This window comes from Variovorax sp. 05T418 (genome assembly GCF_056396385.1).
This window is the reverse complement of sequence record NZ_JBFTLJ010000013.1, coordinates 126,073-147,998: the sequence shown is the minus strand read 5'-3', so window position 1 is coordinate 147,998 and position 21,926 is coordinate 126,073. Positions and strand designations below refer to the sequence as shown.

The 21,926-nt window shown below is 68.0% G+C and carries 25 protein-coding genes; 9 read left to right on the top strand and 16 right to left on the bottom strand.

Features of this window, described 5'->3' with window-relative positions; translation table 11 throughout:
* Positions 1 to 120 precede the first annotated feature (120 nt).
* The 3 genes from AC1DMS_RS24015 (at position 121) to AC1DMS_RS24005 (ending at position 3,010) form a co-directional block, all read left to right on the top strand.
* Positions 121 to 903, top strand: coding sequence for an IclR family transcriptional regulator (locus AC1DMS_RS24015; protein WP_015866239.1), 783 nt, complete (start codon positions 121 to 123; stop codon positions 901 to 903).
* A complete protein-coding gene (locus AC1DMS_RS24010; RefSeq protein ID WP_015866238.1) occupies positions 900 to 1,679 on the top strand; it encodes an IclR family transcriptional regulator in 780 nt (259 codons plus the stop codon). Before AC1DMS_RS24015 ends, AC1DMS_RS24010 begins: the two co-directional genes overlap by 4 nt.
* A 74-nt stretch (positions 1,680 to 1,753) precedes the next feature.
* A complete protein-coding gene (locus tag AC1DMS_RS24005) occupies positions 1,754 to 3,010 on the top strand; it encodes a CaiB/BaiF CoA transferase family protein (RefSeq protein ID WP_478181885.1) in 1,257 nt (418 codons plus the stop codon).
* A gap of 34 nt (positions 3,011 to 3,044) precedes the next feature.
* Here the strand turns inward: AC1DMS_RS24005 and AC1DMS_RS24000 are convergent, their stop codons facing one another.
* From AC1DMS_RS24000 to AC1DMS_RS23990, 3 genes are all read right to left on the bottom strand, one after another.
* On the bottom strand, positions 3,045 to 4,217 hold the full coding sequence (locus tag AC1DMS_RS24000; protein ID WP_369664653.1) for a serine hydrolase domain-containing protein: 1,173 nt from the start codon (positions 4,215 to 4,217) through the stop codon (positions 3,045 to 3,047).
* 300 nt (positions 4,218 to 4,517) lie between these two features.
* On the bottom strand, positions 4,518 to 5,387 hold the full coding sequence (locus AC1DMS_RS23995; RefSeq protein ID WP_478181884.1) for an NmrA/HSCARG family protein: 870 nt from the start codon (positions 5,385 to 5,387) through the stop codon (positions 4,518 to 4,520).
* Positions 5,388 to 5,429: 42 nt separating this feature from the next.
* On the bottom strand, positions 5,430 to 6,371 hold the full coding sequence (locus AC1DMS_RS23990; protein WP_369664655.1) for an NADP-dependent oxidoreductase: 942 nt from the start codon (positions 6,369 to 6,371) through the stop codon (positions 5,430 to 5,432).
* A gap of 103 nt (positions 6,372 to 6,474) precedes the next feature.
* Between AC1DMS_RS23990 and AC1DMS_RS23985 the strand changes: the two genes are divergently transcribed.
* Entirely contained in the window at positions 6,475 to 7,356 is an 882-nt protein-coding gene (locus AC1DMS_RS23985) for a LysR family transcriptional regulator (RefSeq protein WP_015866233.1), read from the top strand.
* A 43-nt stretch (positions 7,357 to 7,399) separates the two neighbouring features.
* Here AC1DMS_RS23985 and AC1DMS_RS23980 read toward each other — a convergent pair whose 3' ends face one another.
* Entirely contained in the window at positions 7,400 to 8,026 is a 627-nt protein-coding gene (locus AC1DMS_RS23980; RefSeq protein ID WP_369664656.1) for a TetR/AcrR family transcriptional regulator, read from the bottom strand.
* An 86-nt stretch (positions 8,027 to 8,112) separates the two neighbouring features.
* On the opposite strand from AC1DMS_RS23980, the gene AC1DMS_RS23975 reads away from it, so the two are divergent.
* Entirely contained in the window at positions 8,113 to 8,673 is a 561-nt protein-coding gene (locus AC1DMS_RS23975; protein ID WP_369664657.1) for a DinB family protein, read from the top strand.
* On the opposite strand, the gene AC1DMS_RS23970 is transcribed toward AC1DMS_RS23975, so the two are convergent.
* From AC1DMS_RS23970 to AC1DMS_RS23955, 4 genes are all read right to left on the bottom strand, one after another.
* Entirely contained in the window at positions 8,622 to 9,455 is an 834-nt protein-coding gene (locus AC1DMS_RS23970; RefSeq protein WP_369664658.1) for an SDR family NAD(P)-dependent oxidoreductase, read from the bottom strand. The genes AC1DMS_RS23975 and AC1DMS_RS23970 overlap by 52 nt on opposite strands.
* A 22-nt stretch (positions 9,456 to 9,477) precedes the next feature.
* Complete coding sequence (acuI, locus tag AC1DMS_RS23965; protein WP_015866229.1) at positions 9,478 to 10,464, bottom strand: acrylyl-CoA reductase (NADPH); 987 nt, start codon at positions 10,462 to 10,464, stop codon at positions 9,478 to 9,480.
* A gap of 46 nt (positions 10,465 to 10,510) precedes the next feature.
* Positions 10,511 to 11,335: an oxidoreductase gene (locus AC1DMS_RS23960; RefSeq protein ID WP_015866228.1), complete on the bottom strand. Its 825-nt coding sequence runs from the start codon at positions 11,333 to 11,335 to the stop codon at positions 10,511 to 10,513.
* Between the two features lie 78 nt (positions 11,336 to 11,413).
* The gene (locus tag AC1DMS_RS23955) at positions 11,414 to 12,013 is read right to left on the bottom strand and encodes a TetR/AcrR family transcriptional regulator (RefSeq protein ID WP_015866227.1); all 600 of its coding nucleotides are present in this window, start codon (positions 12,011 to 12,013) and stop codon (positions 11,414 to 11,416) included.
* 156 nt (positions 12,014 to 12,169) lie between these two features.
* Here AC1DMS_RS23955 and AC1DMS_RS23950 point away from each other — a divergent pair, with 156 nt between their 5' ends.
* Positions 12,170 to 12,631 (top strand): carboxymuconolactone decarboxylase family protein, encoded by a 462-nt coding sequence (locus AC1DMS_RS23950; protein WP_062365245.1) that lies wholly within the window; start codon positions 12,170 to 12,172, stop codon positions 12,629 to 12,631.
* Positions 12,632 to 12,749: 118 nt separating this feature from the next.
* Here the strand turns inward: AC1DMS_RS23950 and AC1DMS_RS23945 are convergent, their stop codons facing one another.
* The gene (locus tag AC1DMS_RS23945; protein ID WP_015866225.1) at positions 12,750 to 13,199 is read right to left on the bottom strand and encodes a hypothetical protein; all 450 of its coding nucleotides are present in this window, start codon (positions 13,197 to 13,199) and stop codon (positions 12,750 to 12,752) included.
* Between the two features lie 204 nt (positions 13,200 to 13,403).
* On the opposite strand from AC1DMS_RS23945, the gene AC1DMS_RS23940 reads away from it, so the two are divergent.
* The gene (locus AC1DMS_RS23940) at positions 13,404 to 14,297 is read left to right on the top strand and encodes an alpha/beta fold hydrolase (RefSeq protein ID WP_015866224.1); all 894 of its coding nucleotides are present in this window, start codon (positions 13,404 to 13,406) and stop codon (positions 14,295 to 14,297) included.
* Here AC1DMS_RS23940 and AC1DMS_RS23935 read toward each other — a convergent pair.
* Positions 14,266 to 15,645, bottom strand: coding sequence for an MFS transporter (locus AC1DMS_RS23935; RefSeq protein WP_369664659.1), 1,380 nt, complete (start codon positions 15,643 to 15,645; stop codon positions 14,266 to 14,268). The genes AC1DMS_RS23940 and AC1DMS_RS23935 overlap by 32 nt on opposite strands.
* Before the next feature lie 171 nt (positions 15,646 to 15,816).
* Between AC1DMS_RS23935 and AC1DMS_RS23930 the strand changes: the two genes are divergently transcribed.
* Positions 15,817 to 16,743: a LysR family transcriptional regulator gene (locus AC1DMS_RS23930; RefSeq protein ID WP_015866222.1), complete on the top strand. Its 927-nt coding sequence runs from the start codon at positions 15,817 to 15,819 to the stop codon at positions 16,741 to 16,743.
* A gap of 11 nt (positions 16,744 to 16,754) precedes the next feature.
* Here AC1DMS_RS23930 and AC1DMS_RS23925 read toward each other — a convergent pair whose 3' ends face one another.
* The gene (locus tag AC1DMS_RS23925; protein ID WP_369664660.1) at positions 16,755 to 17,525 is read right to left on the bottom strand and encodes a glutathione S-transferase family protein; all 771 of its coding nucleotides are present in this window, start codon (positions 17,523 to 17,525) and stop codon (positions 16,755 to 16,757) included.
* Positions 17,526 to 17,624: 99 nt separating this feature from the next.
* On the opposite strand from AC1DMS_RS23925, the gene AC1DMS_RS23920 reads away from it, so the two are divergent.
* Positions 17,625 to 18,281 carry a dihydrofolate reductase family protein gene (locus AC1DMS_RS23920; protein WP_015866220.1) on the top strand — a complete coding sequence of 219 codons (657 nt, stop codon included), beginning with the start codon at positions 17,625 to 17,627 and terminating at the stop codon, positions 18,279 to 18,281.
* Between the two features lie 9 nt (positions 18,282 to 18,290).
* On the opposite strand, the gene AC1DMS_RS23915 is transcribed toward AC1DMS_RS23920, so the two are convergent.
* The 5 genes from AC1DMS_RS23915 to AC1DMS_RS23895 form a co-directional block, all read right to left on the bottom strand.
* Positions 18,291 to 18,584 (bottom strand): type II toxin-antitoxin system Phd/YefM family antitoxin, encoded by a 294-nt coding sequence (locus tag AC1DMS_RS23915; RefSeq protein ID WP_015866219.1) that lies wholly within the window; start codon positions 18,582 to 18,584, stop codon positions 18,291 to 18,293.
* 68 nt (positions 18,585 to 18,652) lie between these two features.
* Positions 18,653 to 19,069 carry a RidA family protein gene (locus AC1DMS_RS23910; RefSeq protein ID WP_015866218.1) on the bottom strand — a complete coding sequence of 139 codons (417 nt, stop codon included), beginning with the start codon at positions 19,067 to 19,069 and terminating at the stop codon, positions 18,653 to 18,655.
* Complete coding sequence (locus AC1DMS_RS23905) at positions 19,059 to 20,213, bottom strand: DSD1 family PLP-dependent enzyme (protein WP_015866217.1); 1,155 nt, start codon at positions 20,211 to 20,213, stop codon at positions 19,059 to 19,061. The genes AC1DMS_RS23910 and AC1DMS_RS23905 overlap by 11 nt, the downstream gene beginning before the upstream one ends.
* Positions 20,214 to 20,219: 6 nt before the next feature.
* A complete protein-coding gene (locus AC1DMS_RS23900; RefSeq protein ID WP_015866216.1) occupies positions 20,220 to 21,206 on the bottom strand; it encodes a tripartite tricarboxylate transporter substrate-binding protein in 987 nt (328 codons plus the stop codon).
* A 27-nt stretch (positions 21,207 to 21,233) separates the two neighbouring features.
* Positions 21,234 to 21,908 carry an HAD family hydrolase gene (locus AC1DMS_RS23895; RefSeq protein ID WP_015866215.1) on the bottom strand — a complete coding sequence of 225 codons (675 nt, stop codon included), beginning with the start codon at positions 21,906 to 21,908 and terminating at the stop codon, positions 21,234 to 21,236.
* Positions 21,909 to 21,926 lie beyond the last annotated feature (18 nt).

Sequence of the window (21,926 nt, the reverse complement as noted above, 5' to 3'; positions counted from 1 at the left end):
AGGGCCCGGAGACTACGCAGCGGCATCACATATGGAAAACGATGTTTCTCTATCTTGAATGCCGCCGCTCGCCAGCACGCGCTGCCGGACGTAGCATTCACCGCGCCACACGAGCCCCCCATGCCTGCCGCACGCCACCCCGACCCCGACTTCGCAACCACGCTGCAGCACGGCCTGCAGGTGCTGCACTGCTTCACCGTCGGCGAGCCCGCGCTCGGCAACAAGGAACTGTCGGAGCGCACCGGGCTGTCGAAGGCGACGATCTCGCGGCTGACCTACACGCTGGCGGCGCGCGGCCTGGTGGTCTTCGATGCGCACCTGCGGCGCTATCGCCTGGGCTCCACGGCGCTCACGATCGGCTATCCGCTGATGGCGAGCCTGCGCATCCGGCAAGTCGCGCGCGGACGCATGAAACAGCTGGCCGACGAGGTGGGCGGCTCGGTCTCGCTGGGCATGCGCGACCGCACGCGGATGGTCTACATCGAAACCTGCCGCGGCCACGACCTCAGCGCATGGCGGCCCGACATCGGCGCGGCCGTGCCGATGCTGCCGACAGCCATGGGGCGCGGCTGGCTCGCGCACGCGCCGCAGCAGTTGCGCGACGCGGTGCTGGCGCAGATCGAGGCATCGGAACCGGGCCAGGTGCGGCTGTACGAAGCCGACCTTGTTCGGGCGCAGGCCGACCTCAAGCGCAAGGGCTTCTGCGTGTCGCGCGGCGCCTGGCGCAGCGACGTGCAGGCGGTCGGCGTGCCGATCCGCATTCCCCAGGACGGCGAGACGCTGGTGCTCAATTGCGGCGTGCTCACCTCGCGGCTCGGCCCGCGCCAGCTCGAGCAAGGCGTGGGCCCACGCCTCGTCGCGCTCGCGCGCAGCGTGGAAGCCGACCTGGATGCCGCGCCATGAAAGATGCGGACACCAAGGACCGCCAGTTCGCCACCACGCTCGCGAGCGGCATCGACCTGCTGCTGTGCTTTCATCCCGGCGAATCGAGCCTCGCGAACAAGGACTTTGCGCAGCGCACCGGCCTTTCGAAACCCACGGTCGCGCGCCTGACGCACACGCTCGCGCTGCTCGGCTACCTGCGGCGCGACCCGGCCAGCGCCAGGTACCGGCTGGGCGCGGCTGTGCTCGGCCTCGGCCATCCGCTGCTGGCCAGCATGCGCATCCGTCCGGTCGCGCGGCCGATGATGGAAACGCTGGCGCGCGAGATCGAAGGCGCCGTCTCGCTCGGGCTGCGCCACCGCATCCACATGGTGTACGTGGAGACTGCGCGCAGCAGCGAAGACTTCGTGCTGACGCCCGACATCGGCGCGCCGCTTCCCATGCTGGCCACGGCCATCGGACGCGCCTGGCTCGCGCGCGCCGCGCCCGAAGAGCGGCTGTCGGTGCTGAACCAGATCCGCGTCGCCGCGCCGGCCGAGTTCGAGCGCCATGCCGCGGCGGCCGAGCTGGCGCGTGAAGAACTGGCGCGCGACGGCTTCTGCAGCGCCCGTGCCGACTGGCAGCCGAACCGGCATGGCTTTGCCGTGCCGCTGCACGGCCTGGTGGACGGCATGCAGTTCGTGCTGAACTGCGCCGTGGCAACCCGGCGCGGCAGCTTCGCGCAGATGCGCCGGGAGGCCGCGCCGCGGCTGCTCACGCTGGCGCACAGCATCGAGCTTTCGCTGGGCCTGCGATAGCGCGCGCCGGCACCGCGTTCAGGATGTCGAAACATGGGTTGCGGCAAATGGAGCGCGCCAACAGACTCCGATGCATGCCATCCGACGCTTTCAAACACACCGCCGCCGCCGCCGAGCCCACGCCACCGCCCGCCACGCCGCAGGGGCCGCTCGCCGGCATCCGGATCCTCGACATGGCCACCGTGATTGCGGCGCCGTTCTCGGCCTCGCTGTGCGCCGACATGGGCGCCGAAGTCGTCAAGCTGGAACTGCCCGAAGGCAACGACCCGCTGCGCTCGCTCTCGCCCACCACGCCGGACCATGCGCTGTTCTGGAAGGTCTCGAACCGCGGCAAGAAAGGCGTGTCGCTCGACGTGCGCAAGCCGGAGGGCCGCGCGCTGTTCCTGCGGCTGATCGCTTCCTTCGACGTGCTGGTCGAGAACTTCCGTACCGGCACGCTCGACAAGTGGGGGCTCGACGCGCCCACGCTGTGGTCGGTCAACCCCAGGCTCGTCATCCTGCGCCTCACTGGTTTCGGCCAGACCGGCCCGTATGCGCAGCGCCCGGGCTTCGCGCGCATCTTCGAGGCGATGAGCGGCTTCGCCCACCTGACCGGCGAAAGCGGCCGCAGCCCGCAGCACATGAACTATCCGCTCGGCGACGTCATCGCGGGCCTGTTCGGCGCCTTCGCCATCTCCACCGCCATCGCGGAACGCCATCGCCACCCAGACGCACCGGGCCGGGAGATCGATCTCGCGGCGACCGAGGCCATGTTCCGGTTGCTCGAAGCCCTGCCGGTCGAGCACGAGGTGCTGGGGCAGGCGCGCAGCCGCTCGGGCAGCCGGGCCACCTACACGGCCCCGTCCAACATGTACCGCACGGCCGACGGCCACTGGGTCACGATCGTGGGATCGTCCGACCCCATCTTCAAGCGCATCTGCCAGGCCATGGGCCAGCCGACGCTGGCGCTCGATCCGCGCTTTGCCACCACGCCGGACCGGGTGCGGAACATCGACGAGATCGATGCGATCGTCGCCGGCTGGTGCGAATGCCAGACGCTGGCGCAACTGTCCGAGGCCTTGATCCGCGGCGGCGTTCCCCACAGCAAGGTCTATGCGGTGGACGACGTGATGGCCGATGCGCACTTCATCGCGCGCGAAGCCATCATCCGCCTGCCCGATCCGGACCTCGGGTCGCTGCCCGCCCCCGCGATCGTGCCGCGCTTCTCGGGCTTCAAGCCCGCGCCGCCGCGCACCGGGCCGGCGGCCGGCGAACACAACGCGGAGGTCTACGGGGCGCTGGGCCTTGGCGGCGATGCGCTGGACAGGCTGCGGCGCGAAGGCGTGATCTGAGCGGGCGCTGCGGCTGCCTGAATATTCGCACTGCCTACTTGAGCGCCGCCACCACGGCATCGAAGAACGGCACCACCGGCAAGGTGCCGTTTCCCGCGGGGTCGGTCTGCGCGCCCCAGACGACGATGACCACTTTTTCCTTGCGGTTGATGTAGATCTGCTGGCCCATGATGCCGTTCGCGTAGAAGGCGCCGTCTGCGGCCGAGGGGCCGCTCGGCGGTATCCACCACAGGTAGCCGTAGTTGATCGCGCTGCCGCCGGTCAGCATCTTGGGCGTGCCCGCTTCCGTGACCCATCCGGCCGGCACCACCTGCTGGCCGGCAGCCACGCCATCGTTCATCACGAACAGGCCGAAGCGGCCGTAGTCGCGCAAGGTGGCGCTGATGCCGCTGCCGCCGATCTCCACGCCGTTGGGCGAGTCGAGCCACCAGTTGGCCTGCGCCTCCATCCCGGCCTTCGACCAGATCTTCTCGGAGAGATATTGCGCCAGGGGTTTCTTGACCGCGTTGTAGACGATCTCGCCGGCCACCTGTGTTTCGCCGGTGCTGTAGTTGTAGACGGAGCCCGGTGCCGCCGCGCGCGGCAGCTTGCTCATGAGATCCATGGCCGAGCCCGGCTTCTGGCTGATCTGTGCCTCGAGCAATTGGCGCCGGTCGGAGTTCGGATTGGTGTAGGTCTCATTCCACTGCGCGCCCGAAGCCATCATCATCACATTGCGGACCGTCGCACCATCGTAGGCGCTGCCCACCAGGCGCGGCACGTACTTGGTGACCGGGTCATCGATGCTGGCAATGTAGCCGTCCTTCACGGCCGCACCGATCAGCGTCGAGGTGATCGACTTGGCCACCGACATCGACATCCAGCGCGTGCGTTGCGTGTTGCCGTACTGATAGGTCTCATTGGCGATCTTGCCGTCCTTCAGGATGAGCAGACCGGCAACGCGATTCACCGACATGAAGTCGGCGAGGCTGTATCTCGCAGCACCCACCGCGAAGCTCACCTGTGCGAGCCGCGTGGCCGCAGCGGGCAACGCAGACGGCGTGCCGCCGGGCTCGACAGTGCGCGTGGGAAACAAGCGGTCGATGTTGCGGTAGGTATTGACCGCCAGTTCAGGGGAGAGTGCGCCGTCGTAGATCTGGCGCACTGTGCCGATGGACTCCAACGCATGCGGATAGCCGTCGGAATTGCCGTTGTCCGGTGGGGTCACGCCGCCATTTGCGGGTGGAATGCCGGCGATGGGAAGAACCGCGCCGCCACTCCCACCGCCGCCGCCACCACCACAAGCGGCAACCAGCATCGCCGCCGCCATCAAGAGAACCGAAGGAGCCGCGTGCAATCCGCGCGATAGTACGAATGCCTTCTTTTGAACACCTTGATCCACGCGGCCCCCTTGTTGGTGTGATGCCCGACGAGTGATGGCGATGCGCTTTGTCGCCTCGCCGCACGGCGGCGCGATGGTTGCATATGTCTGGCTCTGCCACAAGCGCAACCTGCCGCGAGGCACCGCCTACGTCGCGGCAACCGCCTCCTTGACGAAGTCCGCGTACCTGCGCAAAGGGTGGCCGATGATGGCCTGCAAGCGATCCGCTGCACCGTCCGCACCGTGCATGCCGAACTTCTGGATCCCGGCCATCATCAGGCGCATGTCGTAAGCCAGCCAGGACGGGCCCAGCGCGGCCATCTGAGCTTCGAAGGCCACCACGTCATCGCCGCCGTAAGCCACTTCGCGGCCGAGCGCGGCACTCCAGGCCTTGGCCACCGAGGCGCCGGTCAGCAGCTCGGGCCCGACCAGTTCCAGCGTCACGCGCGGTTGCGGTGCGGGCGCGCGGTCGCGGCGCAGCAGTTCGGCGACCGCGGCGTCCGCGATGTCCCGCGCATCGATCATCGCGACGCCCATGGAGCCGATCGGCATCGGGTAGACGCCGTGGCCCTGGATCACCTGCTGGACCATGCGCTCGTTCTGCATGAAGTAGGCCGGCCGGAGGATGGTCGCCGGAATGTCGAGGCTCTCGATCATTCGCTCGACCGTGTGCTTGCCGGTGAAGTGCGGCACATTGGTGAACTTGTCCGCATGGATGACCGACAGGTAGACGATGCGCTCGATGCCGGCCTCGCGCGCCAGGTTCAGCGCGACGAGGGCTTGGGTCACTTCGTCGGGCGTGACGGCGTTCAGCAAAAACAGCGTGCGCACTGAGGACAACGCCGCGCGCAGCGAGGGCACGTCGGTCAGGTCGCCGACGACTTCCTTGACGCCCGCCGGGAAGGCTTGCTTTCCGGACGTGCGAACGAACGCGCTGACGTTGGCGCCGGCAGCGGCCAGGCCTTGGACGACGAGGGAACCGATGGTGCCGGTGGCACCCGTGACGAGAATGCTCATGGGAATCTCCTAGGAAGTTGAAGAAGGATAAAAAAAGATCGATCAGCGCGAGAAGTCCGCGACCACCTTGCCGATGCGCGGGTCGGTGCGATTGCGTTCGATGGCCGCGGGGATGTCGCCGAAGCCCACGGTTTCGCCGAGCTTCGAAACCAGCGTGCCTTCGGCGATCTCCGCCACCAGCCGTTCCAGCAGGGCGGTGTCCGGCTTGTTCATGAACCACAGTCCGCGGTGGCCGGGCGGCGTGCGTGCCAGGATGTCGGGCGAGGACGTGCCGACGATCGCGCCGTCCTTCGACAGCACCTGCCACGAGCGATCGAGCACTTCGCCGCCGACGTAGTCGAGCACCAGGTCGATGTTCTGTGCGACCGACTCGAAACGTTCGGTGCGGTAGTCGATGACGTGGTCCGCGCCCAGGCTGCGCACGTAGTCGAGGTGCGCGGTCGACGCCGTGGCGAAGACTTCGGCCCCCGCCCGCTTGGCGTACTGCACGGCATAGCCGCCCAGCCCTCCTGCGGCGCCGTGGATCAGGATCCGCTGGCCTGCGGTGATCGGCCCCGCGTGGTGCAGGCTTTGCCAGGCGGCCACGGCCGCCACCGGAACGCCGGCCGCATGAACGTCGTCCAGGCCTTGCGGCGTGCGCACCAAGTTCGCCTCGTCGACGCTCACGACATCGGCATAGGCGCCGAGCCCGCCCAGCGGCCCCATGACGCGATCGCCCACGCGAAAGCGCGAAGCGCCGGGACCGAGCGCCTCGACGGTGCCCGCCAGCTCGATGCCCAGCACGGCGGGCAGCTGCAGCGGGAAGGCGTCGCGGACGAAGCCCTCGCGAACCTTCCAGTCGATGCCGTTCACGCCGGCGGCCCGAACGCGGACCAGGACCTGGCCCGGCCCGGCTGCGGGCTTCGCGATCTCGGCGACCTCGGCAGCGGCAGCACCGCCATAGGCCCGGATCAGCACAGCGCGTTGCGTAGTGGTGGTGGTCATTTCAATTTCCTCATCTCGAAGTTGCGATGAGGAGAAGATAGGCCGTTGCATTCGTAAAACGAAGACCCGAAAATGAAGACACCTCGTCTCAAATCCGGAACACATGGACCTGAACGCATTGACCGACTTCGCGCTCGTCGCAGCGAATGGCGGCCTCGGAAAGGCAAGCCGCGCAAGCGGCAGATCGAAGGCCACGCTGTCCCGCCGCATCGCGGACCTGGAAGAGCAGCTCGGCGTGCGGCTCATCGAGCGCAGCGCCCGCGGGCTCAAGCTCACGGAGGCCGGCCAGATGCTGATGGATCGCACCGAAGGGCCGATGCACGAGGTGGCCGACGCCATGACCTCCGCGCGCGAGGGCTTGTCGGTGCCGCGCGGGCGCTTGCGCATCGCCTCGCCGGTGCTGTTCTCGCAGCTGGCGATGGGCCGCATCGGCGCCGAGTTCTGCGCGGCCTACCCGGAGGTCAGCTGCGAGGTGGTGGCGGACGATCGCCTGGTCGACCTTGTCGAGGAGCAGTTCGATGCCGCGATCCGGATCAATCCGAGCCCCGACAGCAGCCTCGTGGGCCGGTGCTTCGCCAAGGACCGGCTGGTGGTCGTGGCCGCGCCCTCGGTGCCCATGCCCAAGCGAGGCAAGGGCAAGGTCAGCGCTGTTCCCGGCGTTGTTGCAACGACCTTCCAAGGCGGCAACTGGACGCTCGACGACGGACGCCTGGTCGTGGAGCCGGTCCCGCGGCTCAGGCTTTCATCGTTCCTGATGATCCGCGACGCCGCGGTGGCCGGCGCCGGCGCCGCGCTGATCCCGCAGTCCATCGCGTGGAACCAGCTCACGCGCGGAGAGCTGGTTCAGTGGGGCATGGTCTCGGGCGTGGAGGTCGCGCTGTGGGTTCTGCACACATCGAGGCGGCTTCCCGCGCCGAAGGTCCGGGCGTTTGTCGACTTCATGTGCGAGCAATATCCGCAGGGGTCTCTGGTGCTGAACGGATAGAAGTCAGCAGCCTTGCCCGATGCAGCGCCGCTGAACCGCCGGGCTAGCCTTTGAGATAGCCGGTCACGAGGCGTGCGCCCTCGTCGATGAGCGCATCCATTCGATCACCGGTCAGCACCTTGCCATGGTGCAGCACCGCGTTGTGCGTCAATGCCTCGATCGTGGTGACGCAGACGAATGATGCGAGCTCCAGGTCGTCGACGCCAAGCTCGTCCCGCGCCGTCTCGAGGTAGGCCCTGAACAGGCTGAAGTTTTCGCGGCTGAAAGTCTCCAGCTTCTCGAGCCTTCCCACGCGCGGGATCTGCTCTGCAAGCACGCGGTGCAGCTGGGGATCGAGCCGATGCGCTGCAACCGCGACCGCGACGAACCGGCGTATCGCCTGGTCCAGCGGCTGGTCCCTGACCTGCGCCAGTTCGCTGCGGACCATTTGCATGATCTGCTGCTGGTGGCGCTCGATCACGGCGGCGACGAGTGCCTCCTTGCTGGGGAAGTATTGATAGAGCGAGCCGATGCTCACCCCCGCGACTTCCGCGACGCGGTTGGTGCTCGCCTTGTCGAAGCCTTCCTTGACCAGAATGCGAGCAGTTGCCTCGATCAGGCTGCCGACCGTCGCGCGCGATCGCTCCTGGACCGCGATTTTCCTGGGCTTGGTGACCGGTTTTTTCGCCATGTTCCGCAGCCGTCAATGCGAGTGGAAAAAGCGAATGATCGCTCATATTCTTGGCAGACGCGCAAACATCCCAGGAGACCCATGACATGCACGACACATTGCACCGCCTCTTCAGATTCAAGGCTTGGGCCGACGACCAGCTGCTGACGGCGCTCGCCGGGCTCGGCGACCACTCACCGGTCACCGCACTGGCCATCAAGGCGTTGAGCCACACGTACGTGGTGGACCGCATATTCGCCGCCCACCTGCGGCGAGAAGCCCACGCGTACCCGTCGGCCAACCTGAGCGAGATGCCGACGCTCGCAGCCCTGGCCGCCGATCTCCGGAGAAGCGACCTGGAATACATCCACCATGTCTCGACGCTCGACCCCGCCCAGCTGGCCGAAAGTATCGACTTCGCGTTCACCGACGGCGCACCGGGGCGCATGTCCCGCGAGGAGATGCTCATGCATGTCGTGACGCACGGCGCGGGCCATCGCGGACAGGTCAGCGCAGTGATGCTGCTCCATTCCGTGCCGCCGGCCAAGGATGGCTTCACGGCGTACCTGCACGAGGCCGAAGCGCCGGCGAGAAGGCGGAATTGCCTCGTCGCTTCTCAGGCCTCTCTTCGGGCCGGCAGCGCGAGCCGCGGCTTGCCGAGCACCTGAGTGGCCACCCGCGATGCGAACCGCCGCGTCACGAATCGCACGCTGAGGCACGACAGCTTGTTGAACAGGCCGGGCACCACGGTGCGCTTGCCGCGCAGCATCGCGCGGATGGCGGCGTGCGCCACGAACTCAGCGCTTTTCGTCGAGGCGTTCGCGATCCACGAGTAGTCGCCCCCGCCCGACGCGGCGTGGAAGGCCGTTTCGGTGCCGCCAGGGCAGACGCAGGTCACCGTCAGCGGCGTGCCGCGGTGCTCGTCATGCAGGCCCTCGCTGAAGTTGCGCACGAACGCCTTCGACGCGGCGTACAGCGCCATGTTCGGCACCGACTGGTACGCGCCCGTCGACGCGATGTTCACCATGTGCGCAGGTCCGGTGCTTGCCTTGCGCGCGTCGACGAAGCAGCGCGCGAGCGCGACGAGCGAGGTCATGTTGAGCTGCACGAGCTCCGCGTCGCGCGCCCAGTCGACCTCGTCGAAGCGGCGGAAGTAGCCGAACCCGGCGTTGTTGATCAGGATGTCGATCGGGCCGCCGGCGATCGCCTCGTCCCACAGCGCACGCGCGGCATCGGGCTTGCCGAGGTCCCCGGTGATGATCTCGACCTTGACGCCCTTGCAGGTCGCGGCGACCGCCTCGAGTGCGTCGCGGCGCCGCGCCGTCAGCACGAGATCGACGCCCAGCGCCGCGAGCTCACGCGCGATGGCCGCGCCGATGCCGCTGGATGCGCCGGTCACCAACGCGCGCCTGCCGGCGTGAGCAGCTTTGTGAGTATTCAGATCGCTCATGTTTTTCCTTGATCCAGCGCACTCATGCGTTGACGTCGACAACCGTACGGCCCTGGACTTTTCCTGCGAACAATCGCTCGACGGCTGCAGGCACCTCGGCAAGGCCGACCACATGCGTCGCTTGCGCGAGCTTGTCCAGATCCAGGTCCCGCGCCAGCCGCGACCAAGCCTCGATGCGCACCTGTTGGGGCGCATTGACCGAATCGATGCCGGCCAGCGTCACATTGCGCAGGATGAATGGCAGCACCGAGGCCGGAAGATCGGTGCCCTGGGCCAGGCCGCAAGCGGTGACCACGCCTCGATACTTTGTCTGCGCCAGCACGTTGGCCAGTGTGTGGCTGCCGACCGAGTCGACGGCACCGGCCCATCTTTCGCGGGCGATCGGCGCCCCCGGCTCCGACAGCGTCCGGCGATCGATGATCTCGGCGGCCCCCAGCTTGCGCAGATAGCCGCCTTCCTCCAGTCGCCCTGTGGAGGCAACGACCTGGTAGCCGAGACCGGACAAGAGGGCAATGGCGATGGAACCGACGCCGCCATTGGCGCCCGTCACGAGAACGTCGCCATGCTGGGGCGTGAGCCCGCCGTGCTCGAGCGCCAGCACGGAGAGCATCGCCGTGTACCCCGCCGTTCCGATGGCCATCGCGTCCTTGGTGGACAAGGCTGCCGGAAGCTTGACCAGCCATTCGCCCTTCACGCGCGCCTGCTGCGCATAGCCACCGTGGTGGGTTTGGCTCAAGCCCCAGCCATTGGCGACGACGCGGTCGCCAGCAGCGATGCCAGGGTAGGAAGAAGTCCTGACCGTGCCGGCAAAGTCGATGCCGGGAATCAACGGGAACTGGCGGATGACCTCCGCGCGGCCGGTGATGGCCATTGCGTCCTTGTAGTTGACGTTGGAGTAGTCGACGTCGACCACGACGTCCCCGGGCATGAGGTCTTGTTCGCTCAACGAGACCACGCGGGTGGTGATCTTGTCGCCTGTCTTGCTGGCGAGCAGTGCTTGGAAGGTCATCGTGTTCTTTCAAAAGGAGTGTTGTTTGGAACGGAGTGCGAAACGGCTAGCGGGCTATCGCGTCGAGCCGAAGATCCTTGCGCACCCCGGCGTCCAGCAGGCTGGCCGGCGCGAACCTGCGCAGCAGGCGCAGGCGGCCGGCCATGCCGGGGGCGTAGTGGGTCTTGGGCTGCGTGGCCGTGGCCGCCTTCAACACGATGTCGGCCACCACCTCGGGGCCTTCTGCGCCCGCGATTCCATCCTTGAGCCGCTGCTCCATGCCCGCGCGAATCTCGCGGTACATGTCCAGCGGTGTGTCGGGCTGCATCGAGTTCGCTTCGAACGGCGTGTTGATGTAGGGAGGCTCCACCACCGAGACGCGAATGCCCTGCGTGCGCAGTTCATGGTCCAGCGATTCCGAATAGCCGGCGACCGCGTACTTGGTGGCGGAGTACAGCGCCATGTAAGGCGAAGGCAGGAAGCCCACCACGGAGCCAATGTTGATGATGCGGCCACTCCCCTGGCGACGCATATGCGGTACGACGGACCGGATCATCCGCACCATGCCGAAGAAGTTGGTGTCGAAGATGGCCTGGGCCTGGGCAATCGAGCTCTCTTCCGCACCGGCGGGAGCGACCCCGAAGCCGGCGTTGTTGACCAGCAGATCGATGCGGCCCTCCAGTTGGATCAGTTGCCGGACCACAGCATCGACCGACGCGTCCTGGGTCACATCGAGTGGCAGCATCTTGAACGTTCGCTGGCCCACCTCGCCGCCGCCGCGCCGGCTGGTGCCGTAGACCTTGTAGCCCGCCGTTGACAGCTTCTGCGCAATGGCTTCGCCTATGCCGGACGAGGCCCCTGTCACGAGGGCCACCTTGTTCTTCGTGCTCATGTTTTTCCTTCAGTTTGATAGTCGCATGATGCTCATCATATTTTCTGGCGAGCGAAAGGTCGATGGGTGCCAGTGTTCTCAGGCGATGGGCAGGTGCTTCAAGGCAGCCTCGCGCAGGCTGTCGGACAGCGCAGGCTCGTCGACGACGCGGGCCAGCAGCAGGGTGCCGACCATGGTGGCGACGGTCACGAGCGCGCGTTCGTGGGCACCGGCCTGCCCCCAATCCGGCGACTGGCGGGCCACAAGATCGACCATTTCCTTGATGTAGCGGGTGTTCGCTCGCCGGACTTCGGGGGTTTGGCGCGCGGTTTCCGAACCCAGCGCGGCCAGGGGGCACCCCCGCTCGACCTGCTCCAGGTTTTCTCGCGAAAGATAAGCGTGGAGCATGTAGGTCAGGGCCTGTTCCCGGGGCACGCTGGCAGCCGCCTCCGCCGCTATGGCGGCCGACTCCGTACAGGCCCGCTCCGCTGCTTCCGCCAGCATGGCCTCGCGCGAGGCGAAGTGGGCATAGAAGGCGCCATGGGTCAGGCCGGCCTCCTTCATGATGTCGGCGACTCCGGTTCCGTCATAGCCGCTGCGGCGGATCGCCCGCGCCGCAGCCGAGACGATGCGCTCGTGCGAGGCTTCCTTGGCCGCCGTTCGGACGGGATGTTTCGAATTTCGCATGATGTTCATCATATACGATTTCAAAAAGGTGCGCTGATGATGTTTTGGGCGATAGCCGCTCAGTGGCCGAGGCATGGTCGAGCAGTGCCGGGCGCCTGTCACAAGGCAATGCGCCCGCTCGTCTAGGAGGTGTTGTTCCCTCAACCCTCAAGCTACAAGGAGCTCACCATGTCCTCAGCCCGACTCGACTATCACGCCCTCGCGCCTGCGGCAGCGCGTGCCGGTACCCAGTTTTCCCACGTCGCCGGCAGTACGCTGGACAAGCGCCTGCGTGAATTGGTGAACTTGCGCATCAGCCAGATCAACGGCTGCGCCTTCTGCATCGACATGCACTGGGCCGACCTGCTCAAGCAGGGCATGGACCCGCGCCATGTCAACGCCGTGGCCGGCTGGCGCGAGGCCGAGCGCTTCTTCAGCGAAGCCGAGCGCGCCGCGTTCAACTGGGCCGAGGCCGTCAACGCGGTGCCGCATCGCACGCCCAGCGACGCGGACTTCGAGGCAGTGAAGCGGCACTTCAGCGACGCACAGATCGCGGACCTCTCGTTCGCGGTCTGCGCGATCCGCTCGTGGAACATGCTCAATGCCAGCTTCCACACGCAGGTGCCCGAAACGCCGTACACCGTCGGCTGAATCCGCCCGGCCGGCCGGCCGGCCGCCGCGATCAAGCAACATCGGTGGTGGCCCGGCCCTGCGAGTCCTTCGGTGTGCGCGGCGCGGAGCGGGTGATGCGCCGTCGCCGGCGCTTCGTTCAATCCGCAGCGAGGCGCTTGAACACCGCCTGAAGCAAGCCGAGATTCGACGCATCCGCGGCCACGGCATCTCGGCGGAACGAACTGCTGTCGTAGGGCGAATAGCTGTTGATGGGGTTGTCGATGGCCGGGCGCACCGGTACGACGTAGGTGCGGAGCTTTCCATCGAAGCTGTAGCGCTCGTTGTTGCGCGGTAGCGGCCCCAGCACCGAATCCCCTGCCAAGGTGTTGGCAAGATGGCGCCTCACGCTTTCCGCGTCGACGCCGTAGGGCCCTGCGCTCTCCACGACAACGCTCTCCGGTCCGGTACGGGCAGCCAATTTTTGGACGGCGAGGCTCCCGCTTGGCGCCTGGCTGGCGACCTCGCCGGCCATCGCGGAAGTCACGGTGAAGAGCGAAGCGGCGCAGAGGGCGAGTGCCATGCGGCCGAAAGTAAAATCCAAACTCATCGAGAACTCCTTCGCCTGGGCGGCACTGCGGAATCGAGGTTATAGCCGAACGGGTCGAAGTGCCCGGTGAGGGCGTCGCCGGGACACGCTGTAGCGGCCTGCGCTGACAAGAGGCGAATTTCTTGAAACCAGAATTCATGCATGGGAACCAGGAAGCCACCCGCCTCGAAGCGAAAGCCCCTGCCGAGCAGCACGGTCGATGACATGAAGACGGAACGGCTCCGCCTGTCCGGCGGCACCGAACTGTCGTTCACCACCGCGGGCGAGGCGTCCAGACCCGCCTTGCTGCTGCTGCACGGAACCCCGAACTCGGCCCGGCTGTTCCGGGCAGTCGTGCCCGCGCTGTCGCAAGCCGCTTTCGTGATCGCGCCGGATCTGCCCGGCCACGGCGAATCCGAGCCGCTGCCGGCCCCGTCGTTTGCCGCCATCGGCCAGGCGATCGCCGAACTGCTGGACTCGCTCGAGATCGGGCCGCGGTTCATCTACCTGCATGACTGGGGCGCGCCCGTGGGCCTGCAGATCGCGATGCAGGCGCCAGGGAAAGTCCTGGGCCTCATCGTGCAGAACGCCAACGCACATCGAACGGGGTGGGGACCGGGATGGGCCGCAACGCAGGCCTACTGGTCGCAGCCCAACGCGGAAAACCAGGCGGCGGCGACCGCGCACCTGACGCTCGCGGGCACACGCGACACCTACATCGCGGGCGTTCCGCCGGAGGTGGCCGAGCGCATCCCCGCTGAGCACTGGGAAGAGGATTGGCGGGTGATGAACCTGCCGGGCCATATGGACACCCAGCGGGCGCTGATCGCGGACTACGGAAACTACGCCGCCCGCTTCGGCGCCATCGCCCAGTACCTCGAGCGTTGGCAGCCCCCTGCCCTCATGGCGTGGGGAAGGCACGATATCTATTTCGACCTTGCCGAGGTCCTGTCCTGGATGCGTGCGCTGCCCAGGATGGAAGCCCATGTCCTGGACGCGGGCCACCTGCTGCTCGAAACCCATGCGGCCGAGGCCGTTGCGCTGATGCTTGATTTCATCAGGCGTACCCCTCTCCTCCCGATACCCATCACACGGCGCGATCCCTCGCGCTGCTCCTGAGCAAACTCGCCGCGCTCCCCGCCAACGCAACCAGAGCAGCGATCGCCAGGCCCCAGTGCACCACGCTGTGGGACGGCAGCAGCTCGAACATCAGGCTCATCAACAGGCTGCCGAGCGTCAAGCCCGTGAGCCGGGCGGTGCCTTGCGCGCCACCGGCGGCGCCGCTGCGTTCCTTGGGTGCCGAGAGCAGCATGTTCTGGTTGTTCGGTGTCTGGAAGAAGCCGAAGCCCAGGCCTGCGAGGCTCGTGAACGCGGCGATCGGCACGGCCGGGCTGCCGTGCAGCGGCCACAGGGCGCACAGGGCCAGACCGCTCGCGAAGCACGCACTGCCGGCCGCGCACAGCCAGGCGCTGGGCACGCGCTGGGCCAGGCGCGCCGACAGTGGCGCGGCCAGCATCACCGCCAAGGGCCAGGGGGTCATCAAGAGGCCGGCCATCACCGCGCTCTGGCCGAGTTCGTGCTGGATGTAGAACGGCAGTGCCACGAGGCCGGCCATCTGGCCGGTGAAGCAGCACACGGAGGCAATGACCGAGATCCGAAAGGAATGCACGCGCAGCAGGTCGAGCGGGATCAACGGTGCCGCCTTCGGCATCTCGCGCCTCACCAGCAGGACCATGCAAGCGGCCGACAGCGCAAGCAACGCGCCGCCGTGCAGCGGCTGCGCCACCAGCCGGTCGCTCCCCAGCACGAAAGAGGCGAACATGACCGCGTTGAGCGCGATGCTCCAGCCGTCGATGCGGCGCACCGAGCGCGCCGGGCTCGGCAAGCCCGCGCAGGCGGCGAGCACGAGAAGGCCGATCGGCAGGTTCACCGCAAAGAGCCACGGCCAACTTGCCGCGGAGAGTATGAAGGCGCCAAGGGTGGGGCCTGCCGCTGAAGCAGCCGCGACGGCGAGCGCATTCCACGCGATCGAGCGTGCCAGCAGCCGGCGTGGATAAGTGAAGCGCAGCAACGCCAGCCCGAGCGGCATGACGGCCGCACTGCCCAGGCCCTGAAGGCACCTTGCGGCCACGAGCCATGGCAGCGATGGGGCCAACGCGCACAGCACCGACGCCGCGGTGAACAGCGCAACGCCGCCCGCGAAGACCCGCCGATACCCGAAGCTCTCCCCGACCGCAGAAGCCGGCAGCAGGAACATGACCACGGCCAGCTGGTAGGCGGTGATGACCCAGACGGCGTCGGCGGGTCTCGCCTGCAACTGCTGGGCAATGTTGGGCAGCGCGATATTGGCGATGGCGCCATCGAGCACCACCAGCACGCCCGCGCCAAGGATCGCGGCGACGGCCAGGCAGCGCCGCGGCAGCGGCAGGCCGTCGACATCGTGCACCGCCTTTGCGTCGTCGTTCACCTCCCGGGCTTCGGCGGTGCGTGAAGCAGTGGAAGAAGAGTCGGGTCGAAGTGTGGATGTCAACATGGGTCCAGCGTAGGACTGCGCACACGGCTTGCACAGCGCGTGGCGCGCAGCTTGTTCCTGCATGCGGCGCCTGTCGAAATCCTCGCGGCCGTGCTAGCTTCGGGCATGCCGACAGAAGCCGACCTGAACCTGCTGTTTGCGTTGAACGCACTTCTCTCCGAAGGCAGCGTCGCCAAAGCTGCCGAGCGCCTGGACCTGAGCGAGTCGGCGATGAGCCGGGCGCTCGCGCGGCTGCGGGAATCCACCGGGGACCAGCTCCTCGTGCGCGCGGGCCGCGCCATGGTGCTCACGCCGCATGCGCTGGCATTGCGCGACCGCGTCAGGGAACTGGTGCAGGAGTCGCGCGCGGTGCTTCAGCCCGCCGGCGCGAGCATGGACCCCCGCACGCTCCGGCACCTGTTCACGATACGGGCCAACGACGGCTTCATCGAGGGCTTCGCGCCCCAGCTGGTGGCCCGCGCCGCGCGCGAGGCGCCGGGCGTTCGCCTGCGCTTTGCGCCCAAGCCCGACAAGGATGTCCGGCCTCTGCGCGAGGGATTGCTCGATCTGGACATCGGCGTTCTGGGCGAGTCGGGCCCGGAGGTCCGCGTCCAGGCGCTCTTTCGCGACCGCTTCATTGCGGTGGTGCGCGATGGCCATCCCCTGCTCGCCGGACCCGAGATCACGGCCGAGCGCTACGCTGCCTGCGACCACGTGGTCACTTCACGCCACGGCCGGACCGTGGGGCCGGCGGACGACGCACTCGCGGCAATGGGCCTGGTGCGCAACACCGCGGTCGTGGTGCCCAGCTTCGGCACTGCCTTGTCGATAGCGGCCGCGACCGACCTGGTTGCATTGATACCGTCTTCCTACTTCGAACACCTGAGGGCGCGCGGCACGCTGCGCTCGTTCCCGCTGCCGATGCCGACCGAGCAGATCACCGTGTCGCAGATGTGGCACCCGCGCCTGGATCGGGACCCTGCGCACCAGTGGCTGCGCGGGTTGGTGCTGGAGGTTTGCCGGCCACTGAACGAGCGGACAAGCGCGTCGTGAATGCATTCACGTCACAGCGACAGCGGCAGTCCCAGGTGCCGCTCGTACACCATGTCCCGGTGCCGCAGCAGTACATCGTCCAGCGCTGCATCGGTCACCGGCTCGCGGAATTCGAAAGCCCGGCGCGTGGCGGGGTCCATCTCGCAGATGGCGTGCGGCAACGGACGCATCAGCGCCAGCGCGGTCGCGCTGTAGATGTCCACCGCGCCAAGGCTTGCGCCGATGTAGTAATCGCTGCCGGCCGCCTGCTGCGCCTTCAGGCGCGCCGCCAGCATCTTCAGCACAGCCACCACGCGCGCGGGTGCACTCGCGCCCGCCTGTGGACTGAAGCCGTACTTCTTGCCGATGTATGCGGCGGCCGGCGCAGCGAAGCCGCCCTCTCCTGCCAGGCCGGCCTGCACCAGCTGCAGGCGGCGCGACCAGGCCAGCCCCTGCTCGCCGCAGATCTCGTGGGCCAGGCCGAACATCAGCGCCCGCTCGGCTGCATCGGCCGGCAGCAGCGAGGGCTGCGGCGCGAGCCGCTCGCACAGCAGCAGGATGTCCGCCCAGCCCGAGCGCGGCGCCTCGTTGTTGTAGACGGCCACGGGCGCGTTGCGCTGGCCGGCCCACTCCTTGAGTTGCGGACTGTCATAAGCGAGGCGCACCGCTTTCCACGGAATGCGTTTCACATGCAGGATGCCCTTGGCCGCCTCGGACCAGGGGCTGGGAATGTGGCCTACCACCACCATGCGCAGGCCGGTGCCGGCAATGGCTTCTTCAACGCCGAAGTATTCGATGCTCATGCGCGCATTCTGCGCGACGCCCATGGCCTCGAACGAGGGTTCGTCGGGACGCCGCCAGCGCTAAACTGAAGCTCCCTTCTTCCTGCAGGAGACGACACCATGGCCCGATTGCTCGTGCGCAGCTTCGGCGTTTCGCTCGACGGCTTCGCCGCCGGCCCGGACCAGAGCCTGGAGCACCCGCTGGGTGTTCGCGGTCCCGAACTCATGGACTGGTTCTTTCCCACGCGCGTCTGGCAGCAGATGCAAAAGACGGGCGAGGCCAATGGCGAGACCGGCATCGACAACGAGATGGCCGAACAAGGCTTTGCCGAGATGGGTGCCTGGATCCTCGGGCGCAACATGTTCGGGCCGGTGCGCGGTCCCTGGCCCGACGAAAGCTGGAAAGGCTGGTGGGGCGACGAGCCTCCCTACCACGTGCCGGTCTTCGTGCTCACCCACCATGCGCGCGCACCGCTGACGATGCGCGGCGGCACCACCTTCCACTTCGTCACGGGCGGCATCCACGAAGCGCTCGCGCTGGCACAAGCGGCCGCAGGCGCACGCGACGTGCGCGTGGGCGGCGGCGTGGCGACGGTGCGCGAATACCTGAGGGCCGGGCTGATCGACGAACTGCACCTGGCCGTGCGTCCGGTGTTGCTGGGCAAGGGCGAGGCGCTGTTCGCAGGCCTGGACCTGCCGGTGCTGGGCTACCGCTGCGAACGGCAGGTGGCAGGCGAGAGGGCCACGCATGTGTTCCTGCGACGTAGCGCGCTTTGACAGGCATGCTCACGGCGCCGATGCGACACCGAGTGCCCGGTCCAGTTCCTCGTCAGACACGAACTGGCCTGCCAAGGCCTGCCGCAGGCCGGTGATGGCGTCCTCGGCCAGCACAAGGCTGGCGTGCTCCGACTCGAGGGCATGGTAGTAGTCCAGCCGGCGTGCATCGACCAAGGCAACGTAGCTCGCGCCGTTCTTGGTCAGCACCTTCTCCGCGCCGCTGCGGACCACGTCTTCGGCCAGTTCGGTGAGCCGGGTGCGCGCTTCGCTGATGGGAACAATGTCCGATGCTCTCAATGGCATATTGCACTATCCATTAAGGTTCGTTTAGCGCCAGTCTAGCGTCCAAGCCTTCAACCGCAACCGCCCGATCACCCAAGCGCCATCGCCTCCACCTCGACCTTGAACCCGAAATGCAGCGGCCCAGTCGGCACGACGGCCCGGGCCGGGCGCGAGGGTCCGGCCCACTGCGCATAGATCCTGTCGAAGGCCGGCCAGTTGGCGATGTCGTCGAGGTAGACCCTTACCTGCAGCAGCTTGCCGATGCCCGAACCCGCGGCGAGCAAGGCCGCCTCCACGTTCGCCAGCGTCTGCGCCGCCTGCACCTCGAAAGCCGCATCGGCCAGGCGCTCGCCGGCCGGCGTGATCGGCAATTGCCCGGCGATGAAGACCAGGCCGCCGCCAACGGCGGCATGGCTGTAGTGACCGCCCGGCCTGGCCAGCGCGGGCACTGCGACATGGACCGGGCCCGACATGTCGTTGGACTCGGCAACGTTCTCACCAGCCATGGAAGCGCTCCCAGGTTTGCACCGTGCCGTCCTCGGCCAGCGCCTGGTAGGCGGGAAACTGCGCGCCGGTGGCGCAGGCATGGTTGGGCAATATGCGCAGCCGGGTTCCGGCCGGAAAGCGCGCCACGATGTCCGGGTCCGCAGCGCCCTCGCGCGAGAGGATGCCGTGCTCCTGGTTGGCGGCCGACAGCAGGTAGCCCTCGATCGGCACTCCGTCCACGGTGCACACCTGGCCATAGCCGTAGTCGCGCTGCTGCTTGCCCGTGCCCCGGTCGCGGCTCATGGCCATCCAGCCGGCATCGACGATGGCCCAGCCCTTGTCGGCCTGGTGCCCGATCACGGTGGTGAGCACGCTCAGCGCAATGTCTTCGGTGCGGCAGACGCCCACGTTGCGCATCACCAGGTCGAAGAAGACATAGACCCCGGCGCGCAGTTCGGTGACGCCATCCAGCGACGCGGCTTCCAGCGCCGTGGGGGTGGAGCCCACCGACACGATGGGGCACGGCAGGCCCGCGGCGCGCAGGCGCTGCGCGGCCTGCACGCAGCCGGCGCGTTCCTGCTCGGCCAGCGCGGCCAGGGCCTGGGGCGTGTGCAGTTCGTAGCTGGAGCCCGCATGCGTCAGCACGCCGGCCAGGCGCATGCCGCCCTCGTGCAGCATGCGGCCGACCTCGAGCAGCAGGTCCTCGCCCGGCTTGATGCCGGAGCGGTGGCCATCGGTGTCGATCTCGATGAGCACCTCGAAGGCGTGGCCGTGCGCACGGCCGTAGTCGGCGATGGCCCGCGCGCCTTCGACGCTGTCGGTCAGTATCTGCAGTGCGCAGCCGCGCTGGCGCAGGTCCAGCGCATGCGCGAGCCGGTGCGGCGCCATGCCGACGGCATAGAGGATGTCGGTCACGCCGCGGGCGAAGAACTGGTCGGCCTCCTTCAGCGTCGACACCGTGATGCCCGCCGCGCCAGCGGCAAGCTGGGCCGCGACCACATCGGCGCATTTGCTGGTCTTCACGTGCGGGCGAAAGCGCACGCCCAGCGCATCGGCCTGCTGCTGCATGCGCGCGATGTTCCGCTGCATGCGCGGAAGCGACACGATGGCGGCGGGGGTGTCGATGTCGGCGAGGTTTGGAGGGGAGTTCTGCATGTTGTCCATTTCGAATCAGTCCAGGTATTGGCCCTTGGCCTTGAGGGCCGGCACGTCGTCGCGGATGCCGCGCGCAATGAGCGCGGCGACGGTCGCGGGCGTTGCATCGGCAGGTGCGGGCAGGTCGACGCCCAGCCCTTCCATCTGCTTGCGCAGCGCCGGATCGGCCACCGCCTGCTGCAGTGCGCCGGTCAGCCTGGCAAGCACGGGCGGCGGCGTGCCGCGCGGGGCGAAGAAGGCATTCCAGGAACGCACGTCCAGCGCATGGCCGCCTTCCGCCGCGGTGGCTGCACGCGGCAACTGCACGAGGCGCGTGCCCGACAGCACGGCGATGGCCTTGATGCGCCCGCCGGCGATCTGCGGCAATGCGGTGGTGGTCTGGTCGCACATGAAATCGGTCTGCCCGCCCATCAGGTCGTTGACCGCCGGCGCAACGCCCTTGTAGGGCACATGCGTGGCGTTCTGGCCGAGGGAAGACAGCAACAGCACGCAGCCGTAGTGCGAGATCGACCCCACGCCCGCGCTGCCGTAGGAGGCCTTGTCCTTGTGCTTCGCCAGCCAGGCGCTGAACTCGCGCAGATCGTTGGCCGGCAGGTCGGCGCGGGCCAGCAGCAGCATCGGTGCCGCGCCCGCGGGGCCGATGGGCGCGAAATCGGCGACGGGGTCGTAGGCCAGCTTCTTGTACAGCGCGAGGTTGGCCACGTGCGTGCCGATGCCTCCGAACGAGATGGTGTAGCCGTCGGCGGCGGCCTTGGTCGCCTTCGCCAGGCCGATGACGCCGTTAGCGCCGCCGAGGTTCTCGATGACGATGGGCTGGCCCAGCGGCGCTGCCATCTTCTGCGCGACGGCGCGGGCCAGTGCATCGCTGGGACCGCCGGCGGGGAAAGGAACGATCAGCGTGACCGGGCGGCTCGGAAACGGCTGGGCGGCAGCACCAGGTGCGGCCAGCAAGCCGGCGCAGAAGGCGGCAAGGCTGCCGGCCAGGCGAAGGGAGCGGATCATGGGCAGGTCCTGGAGTGGTGGGTTGGATCAGGAAGCGGCCGGTCGGAAGCCGCGCAGCCATGGCAGCGCACCATCGAGCGTGGGCGACTCGACCTCCGCCAGCGGCGCGCCCTCGGGCCGGGCCAGGCCGACGCGGTTGTGCCAATAAGTGCGCAGGCCGACGCTGGCCGTGCCGAACATGTCGTAGCCTGATCCGGCAACGAAGGCCGCCTCGGCCGGCTGCACGCCCAGCCGCTCCAGGGCCAGCCGATAGGGCCTGGGATCGGGTTTGTAGAAGCCCGCCTCCTCGGAGGTCACGACCACGTCCCAGTCGATTCCCAGGCGTTCGGCCGCGCGTTGGCCCAGGCGCCGCGAGCAGTTGGTCACCACGGCCAGCTTGCAGTGGGGCCGAAGCGCCCGCAGCAGTTCGGTGGCGCCGCTCCATGCGGGCAGCTCGTCCCAATGGTCGTCCAGCGACTGCGGGGCGCTCGCGGGCAACCCCACGGTGGCCGCGGCCTGCCGCACCAGGTCTTCGTAGGGCAGGTAGGCGCCGCAGCCATAGGTGAGCCGCAGGTATTCGGCGCGCCAGGCGCGGCCCATCTGCTCGGAACCGGCGGCTGCGTTCCAGACGGTCCACGAATCGAGCAGCGCAGTGAGCAGGTCGAACAGCACGGCCCGGGGATAGCGCCCGGCCGCGGTGTTGGGAGTCGAAGTGTTTTGCATGGCGCTCACTTTAGGTGC

Coding starts and splice junctions, on each gene's coding strand:
- AC1DMS_RS24015 (WP_015866239.1), top strand. CDS start 121: ATGCCTGCCGCACGCCACCCCGACCCCGACTTCGCAACCACGCTGCAG.
- AC1DMS_RS24010 (WP_015866238.1), top strand. CDS start 900: ATGAAAGATGCGGACACCAAGGACCGCCAGTTCGCCACCACGCTCGCG.
- AC1DMS_RS24005 (WP_478181885.1), top strand. CDS start 1,754: ATGCCATCCGACGCTTTCAAACACACCGCCGCCGCCGCCGAGCCCACG.
- AC1DMS_RS23995 (WP_478181884.1), bottom strand. CDS start 5,387: ATGAGCATTCTCGTCACGGGTGCCACCGGCACCATCGGTTCCCTCGTC.
- AC1DMS_RS23990 (WP_369664655.1), bottom strand. CDS start 6,371: ATGACCACCACCACTACGCAACGCGCTGTGCTGATCCGGGCCTATGGC.
- AC1DMS_RS23985 (WP_015866233.1), top strand. CDS start 6,475: ATGGACCTGAACGCATTGACCGACTTCGCGCTCGTCGCAGCGAATGGC.
- AC1DMS_RS23980 (WP_369664656.1), bottom strand. CDS start 8,026: ATGGCGAAAAAACCGGTCACCAAGCCCAGGAAAATCGCGGTCCAGGAG.
- AC1DMS_RS23975 (WP_369664657.1), top strand. CDS start 8,113: ATGCACGACACATTGCACCGCCTCTTCAGATTCAAGGCTTGGGCCGAC.
- AC1DMS_RS23970 (WP_369664658.1), bottom strand. CDS start 9,455: ATGAGCGATCTGAATACTCACAAAGCTGCTCACGCCGGCAGGCGCGCG.
- acuI (WP_015866229.1), bottom strand. CDS start 10,464: ATGACCTTCCAAGCACTGCTCGCCAGCAAGACAGGCGACAAGATCACC.
- AC1DMS_RS23960 (WP_015866228.1), bottom strand. CDS start 11,335: ATGAGCACGAAGAACAAGGTGGCCCTCGTGACAGGGGCCTCGTCCGGC.
- AC1DMS_RS23955 (WP_015866227.1), bottom strand. CDS start 12,013: ATGATGAACATCATGCGAAATTCGAAACATCCCGTCCGAACGGCGGCC.
- AC1DMS_RS23950 (WP_062365245.1), top strand. CDS start 12,170: ATGTCCTCAGCCCGACTCGACTATCACGCCCTCGCGCCTGCGGCAGCG.
- AC1DMS_RS23945 (WP_015866225.1), bottom strand. CDS start 13,199: ATGAGTTTGGATTTTACTTTCGGCCGCATGGCACTCGCCCTCTGCGCC.
- AC1DMS_RS23940 (WP_015866224.1), top strand. CDS start 13,404: ATGAAGACGGAACGGCTCCGCCTGTCCGGCGGCACCGAACTGTCGTTC.
- AC1DMS_RS23930 (WP_015866222.1), top strand. CDS start 15,817: ATGCCGACAGAAGCCGACCTGAACCTGCTGTTTGCGTTGAACGCACTT.
- AC1DMS_RS23925 (WP_369664660.1), bottom strand. CDS start 17,525: ATGAGCATCGAATACTTCGGCGTTGAAGAAGCCATTGCCGGCACCGGC.
- AC1DMS_RS23920 (WP_015866220.1), top strand. CDS start 17,625: ATGGCCCGATTGCTCGTGCGCAGCTTCGGCGTTTCGCTCGACGGCTTC.
- AC1DMS_RS23915 (WP_015866219.1), bottom strand. CDS start 18,584: ATGCCATTGAGAGCATCGGACATTGTTCCCATCAGCGAAGCGCGCACC.
- AC1DMS_RS23910 (WP_015866218.1), bottom strand. CDS start 19,069: ATGGCTGGTGAGAACGTTGCCGAGTCCAACGACATGTCGGGCCCGGTC.
- AC1DMS_RS23905 (WP_015866217.1), bottom strand. CDS start 20,213: ATGGACAACATGCAGAACTCCCCTCCAAACCTCGCCGACATCGACACC.
- AC1DMS_RS23900 (WP_015866216.1), bottom strand. CDS start 21,206: ATGATCCGCTCCCTTCGCCTGGCCGGCAGCCTTGCCGCCTTCTGCGCC.
- AC1DMS_RS23895 (WP_015866215.1), bottom strand. CDS start 21,908: ATGCAAAACACTTCGACTCCCAACACCGCGGCCGGGCGCTATCCCCGG.